The sequence below is a fragment of the Pseudomonas sp. B19125 genome, from assembly GCF_044218855.1.
In the GTDB taxonomy this organism is placed as follows: Bacteria; Pseudomonadota; Gammaproteobacteria; order Pseudomonadales; family Pseudomonadaceae; genus Aquipseudomonas; species Aquipseudomonas edaphica.
The window spans coordinates 4,257,918-4,270,910 of record NZ_CP162589.1 but is presented as its reverse complement, the minus strand read 5'-3'; the positions used below and the strand labels follow the sequence as shown (position 1 = coordinate 4,270,910).

Sequence of the window (12,993 nt, the reverse complement as noted above, 5' to 3'; positions counted from 1 at the left end):
CATGACCCAACCCCTGTTGGAGCTCAAGGGCATTACCCGCAGTTTCATGGCCGGCGAGCGCGAGTTCATCGCACTCAAGGGCATCGACCTGACGATTCATGCCGGCGAAATGGTCGCGATCATCGGTGCCTCGGGTTCGGGCAAATCCACCTTGATGAATATCCTCGGCGGCCTGGACTACGCCACCGCCGGCAGCTACAAGATCAACGGCATCGAGACCCGCTCGCTGGGCGATGAACAGTTGGCGGAACTGCGCCGGGATTACTTCGGGTTTATCTTCCAGCGCTACCATTTGCTCGCGCACTTGAGCGCCTTGCATAACGTGGAAATGCCGGCGATCTACGCCGGTACGCCCGAGAGCCAACGGCACAGCCGGGCGCGCGACCTGCTCACGCGCCTGGGCCTGGCGGGGCACACCACCCACCGCCCGAGCCAGCTCTCCGGTGGCCAGCAACAGCGCGTAAGTATCGCCCGGGCCTTGATGAATGGCGGTGAGGTGATCCTCGCCGACGAGCCCACCGGCGCCCTCGACACCCACAGCGGCAAGGAGGTGATGCGCATCCTCGCCGAGCTGCACGCGGCCGGGCACACGGTGATTATCGTCACCCACGACCCCAAGGTGGCGGCGAACGCCCAGCGGATTGTCGAGGTGTGCGATGGTGAAATAGTCAGCGACAAGTCCAATGACAGTGTGGGGCTGGAGTTGCCCAGCGAAGCGCCGATTGAGCCCAAGCGCAGCGGCGCTCGGCGCCTGGTGGCGAGCCTGGGGTTGTTCAAGGAGGCCTTCAATATGGCCTGGGTCGCGCTGATTTCCCATCGCATGCGTACCTTGCTGACCATGCTGGGTATTGTCATCGGCATTACCTCGGTGGTGTCGATTTCAGCGATCGGCGAGGGGGCCAAGCGTTATGTGCTCAAGGACATCCAGGCGATTGGCAGCAACACCATCGATATCTTTTCCGGCACCAGTTTCGGCGACAGTCGTGCGTCGGCCATCGAGACGTTGATGCCGTCGGATGTGGAGGCGTTGAATCAACTGTATTACGTCGACAGCGCCACGCCGGTGGTAGGGCGCAACCTGTTGCTGCGCTTTGGCAATATCGACCTGGATGCGCAGGTGAATGGCGTCAGTGATCGGTATTTCAAAGTGAAGGGGCTCAAGCTCGAAGCCGGGATTGCCTTCAGTGAAAGTGATGCGCGGCGTCAGGCGCAGGTGGTGGTGATTGACCACAACACTCGGCATCGCCTGTTCGGGCCGAACGTGGACCCGCTGGGGCAGGTGATCCTGGTTGGGAACCTGCCGTGTACGGTGATCGGGGTGACGGCTGACAATAAAAACATGTTCGCTGCCAGTAAGGCGTTGAACGTGTGGGTACCTTATGAAACGGCGGCGGGGCGGCTGTTGGGGCAGCGGCATCTGGACAGCATTACCGTGCGTATCAAGGATGGGCAGCCGAGCAAGGTGGTGGAAGACAACGTTAACAAGCTGATGCTGCAGCGGCATGGGACCAAGGATTTTTTCACCAATAACCTTGATAGCATCATGCAGACGGTGCAGAAAACCAGCCGCTCCCTGGCGCTGCTGTTGTCGCTGATTGCGGTGATTTCGTTGTTGGTGGGTGGGATTGGGGTGATGAATATCATGCTGGTGTCCGTCACTGAACGCACCCGTGAGATTGGGATTCGCATGGCGGTGGGGGCGCGGCAATCGGATATTCGCCAGCAGTTTCTGGTGGAGGCGGTGATGGTGTGTTTGATCGGCGGGGTTATTGGGATTTCGTTGTCTTACGCCATTGGGTATCTGTTTTCGCTGTTTGTGAAGGAGTGGGAGATGGTGTTTTCCGTGGGGTCGATTGTGACGGCGTTTGCGTGTTCGACGTTGATCGGGATTGTGTTTGGTTTTGTGCCGGCACGGAATGCGGCGCGGTTGGACCCGATTGAGGCACTGGCGCGGGATTGATTGGCTTTTGGTGGCGGTTTGTCGGCGTGTATATCCGTTATTTGGGTAACGGCGGCTTATGGTTCCGCTCTTACAGCCATGCCTTTCAAGGTCTTGGTTTAAAATCCCCTAATCAATTCAGTCAGGACGACGAAGCTATGTGGGAAAAGGTTTTAGAACGGTTTGAAAAACAAGCACCAGCCAGTGTCATGACCAAGCTGGTCTTGGAGCAGGCCGTAGATGCCAAGTGGGTAGACAAGGTGTTCGATGATCATCGCCAGCGTCAGTACTCCCGTGAGCTTTTGTTTTCAACCGTTGTTGAGCTGATGTCCCTTGTTTCATTGGGCTTGAGGCCGTCATTACACGCGGCGGCGCGCAAGATGGAGGGCCTTTCGGTCAGCCTTGCAGCCCTCTATGACAAGATCAAGCGAACCGAACCCGAGCTTCTGCGCGCCCTCATTTCGGGCAGTGCCGAGCGTTTGATACCGACCGTAGAAACGCTTGGCCATTCATCGATCCTTCCCGGTTGGCAGTTGCGTATTGTTGATGGCAACCATCTGCCGGCCACTGAAAAACGTCTAGGTGCTCTGCGCAATGAGCGCGGCGCAGCACGCCCAGGATTTTCAGTAGTTGCCTACGATCCGGATCTGGATTTAGTCGTTGATCTTCAGCCGTGGGAAGATGCCTACGCCAGTGAGCGAGTCAGTGTTTTACCGCTACTGGCCCGCGCATGCGCGGGCCAGTTGTGGATGGCTGACCGGCTCTATTGCACGCTGCCCGTCTTGCAAGCCTGCGAGGACACGGGGGCTTCGTTCATCGTTCGCCAACCCAGCAAACATCCACGACTCGTCCAAGAAAGTGAGTGGCAAGATTCAGGAGCAGTCGATAGCGGCACCGTTCGCGAACAAATCATCGAAGTGACCAGTGGCCGCCGCTGGAGACGCGTTGAATTGAGCCTGCAAACAGCGAATGACTCAGGTGATGTGGTGATGTGGTTCTGGAGCAATTTGCCCGACACCATCAGTGCTCAACAGATAGCTGATTTGTACCGTCGTCGCTGGAGTATTGAAGGCATGTTCCAACGCCTTGAATCGGTACTGGAGAGTGAAATCACAAGCTTTGGCAGCCCGAAAGCCGCGCTGCTGGGCTTTGCCTCGGCGGTGCTGGCTTACAACGTTTTATCGGTTCTCAAACGTAGTGTTGAGCAGGCGCACCGGGAAACACAGCCAGAGGGTTGGGAAGCTTCGATTTTCCACTTGGCGGTGCATGTTCGCAGTGATTATCAGGGTTTGCAGATCGCATTGCCTGCGGAAAATTTCCCCCTTGAAAAGACCTCGCAAGGGCTGGCAGAGCGATTACTGGCCCTGGCGAGGTTGATCAAACCCAAGTCCGTCGCAAAGAGCCCTCGCGGCGCCAAAGTCGCTAAACCCAAGGAGTGGCTGGAAGGTAAGGCGGCACGGGCGCATGTCTCAACAGCTCGGGTGCTTAAGGCTGCCAAGGCGGATAAACAGGCCTAAACATGACGTTAAACGGACTCTTAAACATAGACCTTGAAAGGCATGGCTCTTACAGCGGGTCACTTTTGGCAAACGCCCCAAAAGTAACCAAAAGGTCTGTGCCCCACCACTCGGTGCCTCGCTTAGGCTCGGCATGCCCGCACTCCGGCTTGAATCCGTGGGCCGCCGCGATGGGCCATCCTTGGCCCAGCGCGGCTAACCCGGCGTCCTGCCGGGTTACCCACGGATTCAAGCCTGCGTTCGGCCAGCGTGGTTAACGGGGCGCCTCAGATCAAAAGCAAGATCAAAAGCAGAGCACGGCGGCCTGAAAGCCGACCTGAGTGGTTAGATCAAAAGCGAAAGCGGATTTGCATACACTGAAGAGCTGCTTTTCTGTGGGAGCTGGCTTGCCTGCGATGCAGACACCTCGGTACATCAGGCACACCGAGTTGATGCTATCGCAGGCAAGCCAGCTCCCACATTAGACCGAGTATGGATTTGCTGTTGCTGTTGCTGTTGCTGTTGCTGTTGCTGTTGCTGTTGCTGTTGCTCCGGCCCTTACATCCTTTTCGATGACGAAGTCAGCGGTCTTTTGATCTGCGCTTTTGATCTTGATCTGAAATCGCCCCGTCAAACACGATGGCCGGAATCTGACAGGGATTTGGGGGGTAAACCGGCAGGGATGCCGGTTTAGCCGCGCTGGGCCAAGGATGGCCCATCGCGGCGGCCCCCCAAATCACTGTCGGATTGCGGGCATGCCGAGCCACAGCGAGGCACCGAGTGTTGGGGCGAGGACCTTTTGGTTACTTTTGCGTCCTTGTGTACGGACCGGACACATGGTTGACGGGTGTGCGGGGACATGGTGGACACTTCTCGGCGAAGCCAGCTTCGCCGGGAGGCCATCATGCCCTGGAACACGAGAGACGCCATGAGCCTAAAACAAGAGTTTGTTTCATTAGCAAAGAAACCCGGCAGTAATAAGCGAGAGCTGTGTCGACGATTTGGTATAAGTCCGCAAACCGCCTACAAGTGGCTAAAGCGTTACGAGGCCGGCGGCTCTGCGGGTTTGCAAGAGAAGTCACGCAGGCCCGCCAGCAGCCCCAAACTGACCCGGGCCGAGCTGGAGGCTGAGGTCGTTGCACTTCGCCAAGATCATCCGGCATGGGGCGGACGCACAATTAGCAGCATGCTGGACAAGCGAATTGCTCCCAGTACTGTCACTAATGTCCTGCACCGGCACAGCTTGATTAAGCCTTCAGAGAAAGAACCAGAGGCCCGGCTGAGATTTGAACATCCTGAGCCCAACGATCTTTGGCAGATGGATTTCAAAGGCCACTTTGCAATGCAGCAAGGCCGATGCCACCCCCTGACCATCCTGGACGATCATTCGCGGTTCAACCTGGCCATCCAAGCGTGTGATAACGAGCGAGGCACCACCGTAAAACAGAAGATGAGCGAGGTATTTGAAACTTACGGTTTACCGGCACGTATCAACGTCGACAATGGCGCGCCATGGGGCTCACCGCGTAATCCTGGCGAGATCACAGAGTTGAGTATTTGGCTGGTGCGTTTGGGAATTCGGATAAGTTTCAGTCGTCCCTACCATCCGCAAACAAATGGGAAAATCGAGCGTTTTCATCGATCACTCAAGGCAGAAGTCCTTAACGGGCGTCACTTTTCTACGCTAGCGGATGCTCAATCAGCATTCGATCAATGGCGTGAAATATACAACCTGCAACGTCCTCATCAGGCGCTGGAATACAAGGTGCCCATGGACCGCTATCGCAGCAGTCCTTGGGCTTATCCGCAAAAGCTACCTGAGTTTGAATACGGACCAGACGACGTGTTAGCCAAGGTTTATCACAGCCGTTTTCGCTTCCAAAAACGCTACTTCAGCATCGCAAAAGGCTTGGTAGGACAGCACATAGCAATCCGCCCGAACGCAGAAAGCGATGGTCTGTTCGACGTCTATTTCTGCCATCACTTTTTGCGAACAATCGACATTAGTAAGCCTGATTATGGTCAATAATGCGTCCACCATGTCCCCGCACATGTGTCAACCATGTGTCCGGTCCGTACATGTCTCTACAAAAGTGACCCGCTGTAAGAGCGGAACCATAGGCAGCCGTTACCGCAGCAACGGATATGTACACCACCAAAAGACAACCCACAGCCTGATCTAGAGAGCCGTGGCGACGCCCTCATCACCCGCATACATCCACCGCAACAACGAATGCCGCCCGCTGATCCCAAGCTTGATCGCCGCCCGCTTGAGGTAGCTTTCAATAGTGTTGACCTTCAACGCCAACTGCTCCGCCAACTCCGGTGCAGTCCGCCCGGCCAGCAAACCCACACACACATCCAGTTCTCGATTGGACAAGGTCAACCCCGATTGCACCAGACGTTCTTCAATGCGCCGACGCAAGGTTTCAAGCCCTTGATTTTCCGCGACCACAGGCGATCCGCCCTGGCGACACGGCTGGATCGCAGTGATGTGTTTCTCGACCATGGGCAGAAGCAGCGTCGAAAAATCCTCCAGCATGCTGCGTTCCTGTGGCGAAAAACTTTCCGACTGATGCGAGCGATACACCGACAACACATAACGCACATCGTCCTTGCGGCGTGTGAGGTGCAATTGGGCAGCGGGTTGTTCTTCGCCCAGCGCCGTCACCGAGTCGGTGTAGACCGGGCTGATCCGGCGTCGGGTGTGCCCTTCGGCACTGACCTGCAGTTGGGTGATATGGGTAGCGTCCACTGCCAGCTGGGTCAGGATCAAGTCATGCAGCATGCGCGGGAAATGGCGGCTGCCGGTGCTGGCGATGACCTTGCCTATATGAGGGAACAGGTGTGAGTTCATCAGTTCGTCCATGAATGTTGAGTGCAGGTATTCATCCTTATAGCGACGGGGTTTAACAAGGTAACCAATGTGAATAACCTACAGTGATAATGCACCCGCCGAGCACCTATGCTAGTACAGCCAGGGAAATGCATGGGGATCCAATCGGCAAAAAAAACAGATTAAAAACGCATAACGGCGGTCGGACCAGTCCGACCACCGTCTGTAGGAAAGGATTACCTCAACCGTAGGCCCTATTTCACGGCGTGTTCTTCCACCACGGCGCGGCCCGGTGCCGCACGCGTGCATTTGGCCAGGGCCTGGGGATATCGGCCAACAGGTCGGCGATGTCCTCAAGCCCGACCGACAAGCGCACCAGGCCTTCGCTGATGCCGTGCTGCGCGCGTTCTTCGGGGGTGTAGGTGGAGTGGGTCATGCTCGCCGGGTGCTGGGCGAGCGACTCGGCGTCACCCAGGCTGACGGCGCGGGTGAACAGGTTGAGGGCGTTCATAAAGCGCCGGCCGGTGTCGATGCCGCCCTTGAGTTCAAACGCGATCATGCCGCCGGACTGCTTCATCTGCCGCGCTGCCAGGGCGTATTGCGGGAAAGAGCGCAGGCCCGGGTAGGTGACCCACTGCACAGCAGGGTGTGCTTGCAACGCTTCGGCCACCGCCTGGGCGTTGCTGCAATGGCGGTCCATGCGCAGGGCCAGGGTCTTGAGGCCGCGCATCAGCAAGGATGCGTCCTGCGGCGACATCACCGCGCCGGTCAAGTCCTTGAGGCCTTGCAGGCGAATACGTTGTGCCAGCGCCTGGTTGCTCACGGCGATACCGGCGGTGATATCGCCATGGCCGCTGAGGTACTTGGTGGCCGAGTGCACCACCACATCGGCCCCCAGTTCCAGTGGCCTTTGCAGGTAGGGGGTGCAGTAGGTGTTGTCGACCACCACGGTGACATTTGGCTGTTGGTGCGCCAGCTCGGCCACGGCGGCGATGTCCACCAGACGCAGGTTGGGGTTGGCCGGGGTTTCGCAATAGACCATGCGGGTGGCAGGGGACAATGCCGCGCGCAGGGCGGCCAGGTCGGTGAGGTCGACGTGTCGCACCCGGATGCCGAACTCAGCAAGGCCATGGTGCAGCAGGGCAAAGGTGCAGCCATACAGGGTCTGGCTGACGATCACTTCATCGCCCGGGCGCAGCAGGGTCCAGAACGTTGCGGCAATCGCACCCATGCCGGAGCTGAAGGCCACGGCAGCTTCGCCGTTTTCCAGGGTTGCCATGCGTGATTCCAACAGTGCCAGGGTCGGGTTGGAAATGCGTGTGTAGAAGTGGCCGCTGACTTCCCCGGCAAAACAGGCAGCGCCATATTCGGCGGTGGGGAACGCGAAGGTGGCAGATAAATAGATCGGCGGTACGAGGGCGCCGTGATGGTCCTTGGGGTCGTAACCATGGTGGATGGCGCGGGTAGAAAAGCCGAATGTATTGTGTTTGTTGTTCATATCGGACGCTCCTTATTTCCTACAATGCTATGCTCATAACCAGAGTTGAACATTGCAAAAAACCCAGGAAAATCCCGGATTTCGGGGCGAATAATCGACAAAAACAACAAATAGAGGCACGTTATGCCCGTGAGTCTGGACCGCACCGACAAAGCCCTTTTAAACGCCTTGCAAGGTAATGCCCGCTTGACCGTGGCCGAACTTGCCGACCGCGTCGCCCTGACCACCTCGCCGTGCTGGCGACGGGTGCGCAACCTGGAGGAGAGCGGGGTGATCAGCGGCTATCAGGCGATTCTGTCGCCCAAGGCGCTGGGGTATGGCGTGACGGCGTTTGTCAGCATCATGATGGAAAGCCACACCCAGGAAATCGCCCGGGCATTCGAGCAACGGCTGCTGGAGATTCCCGAAGTTGTCGCCTGCCACAACGTGTCGGGGCGCTATGACTTTTTGCTCGAGGTGGTGGCCAAAGACCTGGAGTCGTTCGGCGAGTTTGCGCGTGAGGTGTTGCAGACGTTGCCGTGTGTTAAAGAAATCTACTCAAGTTTTTCCTATAAGTCGGTGCGGCCTTTACGGGTGATTCCGCTACCGGGCTGAAGCGGCCTCATGCACGCCCTCAGTCGACTTTCAAATACCCGCGTGGCGTGCTGCCGGTCATGCTTTTGAAGAAGGCGATCAACGCGCTGTCGCTGGCAAAGCCCAACTCGAACGCGCAATAGCCCAGGTTGCGCCCGATGGCGAGCAGTTCGATGGCCCGCATCAGGCGCCACTGCTGGCGCCATTGCTGATAGCCAAGGCCGGTTTCCCGCAGGAAAATCCGGCCGATGGTTTTGGTGCTGGCACCTATCTGTTTTTCCAGGGCTTGCAGGGTCGGCGGTAACCTTTCCAGATCGGCGAGCAAGGGCGCCAGGCGTTTGTCCTGGGGCAAGGGCAGGAGCATCGGTTGTGCGGTGGCCGCCTGGATTTCATCCAGGCACAGCGCCAGCAAATGCGCGTAGCGGCCCGTTTGCCAATCGGTGTCGAAGGGCGCCATCGCTATGGGTTCCAGGACTGCGCGAAGCAATGGGCTGACCTCGATCACCCCCACCTGTGCAGGCAATTGGTCGGCCAGTGGCGGGCTCAGATACACCGAGCGATAGTCCACGGTTTTGTGCATCACCGCGCGATGCGGCACGCCGCACGGGATCCACGCGGCGCGCGAAGGCGGCAGCAGGCACAGTTGGTTGTCGAGGGTGATACGGGTGCACCCTCGGCGGGTGAACAGCAGTTGCCCGCGCTGGTGGCGGTGCAGGCCGGAGTCGTGATCACCGAGCAGGGCGGCGATGCCGATGACCGGCGCTGCCAGGTGGTCGGGATCGAAAGTAGCGTCGTTGGCGAGCCAGGCCATAGGTTGTCCGATTTGATGGGTAAATTGTCAAAGTCTGGATAATACTCCAGTCGACAGTCCTTACACTTCTTGCGCTGTTTCAAGCAAAGGAGTTGGGGATGAAGGTTAAATTTTTTTTGCCACTGACGGTCGCGTTGCTGATGTTCCCGCAACTGGCCCAAACGCTCTACAGCCCAGCGCTGGAAGATATCGGCCGGGCGTTTGCGGTGGGGCCGGAGCGGGCCGGGCAGACGTTATCGGTGTATTTCCTGGCGTTCGCTTTTGGCGTGGTGGTGTGGGGCCGGCTGTGTGATCGTTGGGGGCGGCGGCCGGTGATGCTGGCCGGGTTGGCTCTGTACGTGGCTGCCTCGGTGCTGGCCTTGGGCATGACCAGCTTCAACGGTTTGTTGCTGGCCCAGGCGTTGGCGGCGTTTGGCGCGGCGGTCGGTTCGGTGGTGACGCAGACCGTGCTGCGTGACCGTTTCAAGGGCGTGCAATTGGCCCAGGTATTCTCGCTGATGGGCATTGCCCTGGCCGCCAGCCCGGCCGTGGGCCTGTTCACGGGCGCCAGCCTGGTGCAGTTCTTCGGTTATCGCGGTGTGCTCAGTGGTTTGTTGCTGCTCTCGCTGACCTTATGGGCGTGGTGCGTGTGGGCGTTGCCCGAGACCCGTCCAGCCTCGATGCCGACGGCCGCGCTGGGCCAGACGTTGCGGTTGCTGCTCAGGGATGCCGGGATCTGGCGTTCGGTGGGGCTGGTGGCGGCGTTCAATATTGCGCTGTTCAGCTATTACAGCGTGGGGCCATTCATCTTTTCGCGGCTGGGTTTGTCTGCCGCCGACTTCGGCTACAGCGGCGTCTTGCTGGCGCTGGGCTCCGGGTGTGGTGCGTGGCTGAACAAGCGACTGCTCAAGCGTGGGGTAAACGGCGAGCGATTAGTGCTGATCGCCGCCGGTGTCGCAGTGCTGGGTGGCTTGCTGGTCGTGCTGCTGCAACACAGCGGGTTATTTGTCTGGCCGATGCTGCTGGTGGTACTGGCATTCGGCATGGCCATCCCCAATGTGCTGGGGGCCGCGCTGGTGGCCTACCAAGATCGTCTGGGCACTGCCGCCGCGCTGTTTGGTTTGTTGTATTACCTGGTGATCGGCGCTGGGTTGACCCTGGTCGCCTGGGCCCAGGACCTGGGTTGGAGTCTGTTGGTCTGTGGTTTGGCGGCGCTGTGGCTGGCAGCGCCGCGCAGGCTCAGAAGTTAACCGAAGCACTCAGGCGCGCGGTCAAGGGCGCGCCCTGGAACAGGTAGTCGTCGCCCAGGTATTCACCCGCATCGCGCCAGTAGCGTTTGTCGAACAGGTTATCGACGCTGAGGCGGAACACGGTCTCATAGCCGTCGATTTTGGTGGTGTAGCGGCTGCCGACATTCACTACGGCGTAGTCGCCCACTTGCACATTGCCGGTGCGGTCGGCGTACTTCTTGGCGCTGTATTGCACGCCGCCCAGCACGGCCAGCCCATTCATCCACGGCAGGGCGTAATCGGCATACAGGCTGGCGCGCAGTTTGGGGACGTTGAGCGCCTGGTGGCCTTCGTAGTCTGGCGTGCCGCTGTTGTTCACGCGGGCACGAATCGCCGCGACGCTGGTGGCGATCTGCAGGCGGTCGGTGGCCCAGCCGTTGGCGGAGAGTTCCAGGCCGGTGTTTTTTTGTTCGCCTTGTTGGACGTAGATAAACTCGAGGCCTTCGGGTTTTGCGTATTGATAGGCCTGGCGGGTCTGGAATACGGCGGCGGCGAAGCTGATGCGGTGCCAGTCGTATTTCACGCCGGCTTCGATTTGCCGGGACACGGTTGGGGCCAGGGTTTCATCGGGAATTCGGGCAAACCACGGTGCCGTGCCGCCCAATGACAAGCCCTTGCTGTAGCTGGTGTACAGCGAGATATTTTCCACGGGTTTATAGATCAACGAAGCTTGAGGCAGGAATACGTATTGCTGGGTGTGGCGCGCCTGGTTGCCTTGGTCATCGTAGGCTTTTTCATCCAGACGCACTTCGCGCCCACCAATGATGGTTTGCCATTGCTCGTTGAAGCGGATGCGGTCGGTGACGAACAGGCCGTACTGACGGCTGTCGAGGTTGCGATGGCTTGGGTTCAGCGGCTTATCAGTAGGCTCGAAGGTCGGTGCGTCTTGGTTGATATTACCGCTGCCGATGTATTCGTTGACGGACTTGCGCTTGTCGATCACCCGGCGAAACGCGCTGGTGCCGAAAGTCAGTTCATGGCCCAGGCTGCCGGTGTCGAACAGGCCTGTTATTGCCGCCTGTACTTCATCATCACGGCGGGTGTCGTCGGGGCTGCGGTAGTCGTAGACGTCGTAGTCGCCTTCCGGGCTGAAGGTGTTGGCGTTGCAGCTACCGACGTAGTAACAGCCCCAGGCAAACGAGCTGTAATCATCAATCACCACTTTGCTGTGGGCGGCACTGAGGCTGCCTTTCCACTGATCACTGAAGCGGTATTCAAACTTGCCATTGAGGTTCAGCGAATCGATGCCGACCTGATGGGAACCACTCTGGTGCCCCAGCAATTTCTTCGGTGACGCGTCATGGGGCACTTCGGTGCCGCCCAGCAGTTGATAACCCGGCACGGAGCGCTGTTGCTTGTTCTGGTATTCCGCGTCCAGTTGCAGCACCGCGTCGGGGCTGATGTTCCAGTCGAAGGCCAGGGACACAAAATCGCGCTGGCCATCGGCGTGCTCGACATACGAATTGAGGTCTTCGTGGGCGACGTTGGCGCGCAGGCCGAATTGCTGCTCGCTGCCAAACCAGCCACCCACGTCGGTGGCTATGTAACCGCTGCCTCGGTCATCGGTGGACACGGTAACCGAGCGCACATCTTCCGGGCGTTTTGTCACGTAGTTGATCACGCCGCTGGGTTCGGAAATACCGCTTTGCAAACCCGCCAGGCCCTTGAGCACTTCGACCTGCTGCTTGTTTTCCAGGGCGACGTTTTGCTCGCCAGTGATGGTGCGGCCGTTGATTTTGTAGCTGCTCGCGGCGTTCAGTGAGAAGCCGCGGATCACGAAGTTTTCGTAGTAGCCGATGGGGGCGTAGCTGTCGCCTACCGAGGCGTCGTTGCGCAGCACTTCGCTGAGCAGGCGCGCCTGCTGGTCTTTGATCAGTTCGGCGTTGATCACGGTGATTGATGCCGGAGTGTCCAGCAACGGCGCTTCGTTGAAGCCGCCGACCGAGGCGCTGTTGGTGCGATAGCCGGAGTCTTCCTGGCCCTGGACGTTTACCGCCGGTAGTTCGATTTCAGCGGCCATGCTGTTGCCCAGGCTGCTGCTGAGTAGCAGGCCAAGGGCGAAACGTGAGGTAACGACGGGACGAAAACGCACAACCATGGGGGTAGGGCCTTAAAGCGCAGGGCGGGGGGCGCATAAGCTAGGGGGATGTGCTGGGATTTACAAGTTATTGAGAATGGTTGTGTTGTGTACATATCCGTTGCTGCGGTAACGGCTGAGTAGGGTTCCGCTCTTACAGCGGGTCACTTTTGGCAAACGCCCGGAATGCCGGCCCAGCCAAAAGTAACCAAAAGGTCTTCGCCCCACCACTCGGTGCCTCGCTTAGGCTCGGTGTGCCAGAACGAAGGCTTGAATCCGTGGTTAACGGGGCGCCTCAGATCAAGATCAAAATCTACAGCACGGCGGCCTAGTAGCCGACCTGAGTGGTTGAATCAAAAGCGAAAGGCGGATTTTCATACACTGAAGAGCTGCTTTTCTGTGGGAGCTGGCTTGCCTGCGATGCAGACACCTCGGTACATCAGGTACAACCGGTTGATGCCATCGCAGGCAAGCCAGCTCCCACCTTTGACCGAG

General features: G+C 58.7%; 8 protein-coding genes and 1 pseudogene. 5 read left to right on the top strand and 4 right to left on the bottom strand.

Annotated features, from left to right (window positions below; genetic code table 11):
* Position 1: 1 nt before the first annotated feature.
* From AB4P96_RS19265 to AB4P96_RS19255, 3 genes are all read left to right on the top strand, one after another.
* Entirely contained in the window at positions 2 to 1,960 is a 1,959-nt protein-coding gene (locus AB4P96_RS19265) for a MacB family efflux pump subunit (RefSeq protein ID WP_017134517.1), read from the top strand.
* A gap of 188 nt (positions 1,961 to 2,148) precedes the next feature.
* Positions 2,149 to 3,456, top strand: coding sequence for an IS4 family transposase (locus AB4P96_RS19260; RefSeq protein WP_170040993.1), 1,308 nt, complete (start codon positions 2,149 to 2,151; stop codon positions 3,454 to 3,456).
* An 883-nt stretch (positions 3,457 to 4,339) separates the two neighbouring features.
* Positions 4,340 to 5,464: an IS481 family transposase gene (locus AB4P96_RS19255; protein WP_017135449.1), complete on the top strand. Its 1,125-nt coding sequence runs from the start codon at positions 4,340 to 4,342 to the stop codon at positions 5,462 to 5,464.
* A gap of 150 nt (positions 5,465 to 5,614) precedes the next feature.
* Here the strand turns inward: AB4P96_RS19255 and AB4P96_RS19250 are convergent, their stop codons facing one another.
* Positions 5,615 to 6,292: a LuxR C-terminal-related transcriptional regulator gene (locus AB4P96_RS19250; protein ID WP_026013668.1), complete on the bottom strand. Its 678-nt coding sequence runs from the start codon at positions 6,290 to 6,292 to the stop codon at positions 5,615 to 5,617.
* A 233-nt stretch (positions 6,293 to 6,525) separates the two neighbouring features.
* Positions 6,526 to 7,769 (bottom strand): annotated as a pseudogene (locus tag AB4P96_RS19245) (methionine gamma-lyase).
* A gap of 123 nt (positions 7,770 to 7,892) precedes the next feature.
* Here AB4P96_RS19245 and AB4P96_RS19240 point away from each other — a divergent pair.
* A complete protein-coding gene (locus AB4P96_RS19240; protein WP_017136655.1) occupies positions 7,893 to 8,363 on the top strand; it encodes an Lrp/AsnC family transcriptional regulator in 471 nt (156 codons plus the stop codon).
* A gap of 19 nt (positions 8,364 to 8,382) precedes the next feature.
* Here the strand turns inward: AB4P96_RS19240 and AB4P96_RS19235 are convergent, their stop codons facing one another.
* Positions 8,383 to 9,153 carry an AraC family transcriptional regulator gene (locus tag AB4P96_RS19235; protein WP_395599941.1) on the bottom strand — a complete coding sequence of 257 codons (771 nt, stop codon included), beginning with the start codon at positions 9,151 to 9,153 and terminating at the stop codon, positions 8,383 to 8,385.
* A 98-nt stretch (positions 9,154 to 9,251) separates the two neighbouring features.
* Here AB4P96_RS19235 and AB4P96_RS19230 point away from each other — a divergent pair, with 98 nt between their 5' ends.
* The gene (locus tag AB4P96_RS19230; RefSeq protein WP_170040143.1) at positions 9,252 to 10,382 is read left to right on the top strand and encodes an MFS transporter; all 1,131 of its coding nucleotides are present in this window, start codon (positions 9,252 to 9,254) and stop codon (positions 10,380 to 10,382) included.
* Here the strand turns inward: AB4P96_RS19230 and AB4P96_RS19225 are convergent.
* Complete coding sequence (locus AB4P96_RS19225; protein ID WP_170040142.1) at positions 10,372 to 12,519, bottom strand: TonB-dependent siderophore receptor; 2,148 nt, start codon at positions 12,517 to 12,519, stop codon at positions 10,372 to 10,374. The genes AB4P96_RS19230 and AB4P96_RS19225 overlap by 11 nt on opposite strands.
* Between the last annotated feature and the right edge of the window lie 474 nt (positions 12,520 to 12,993).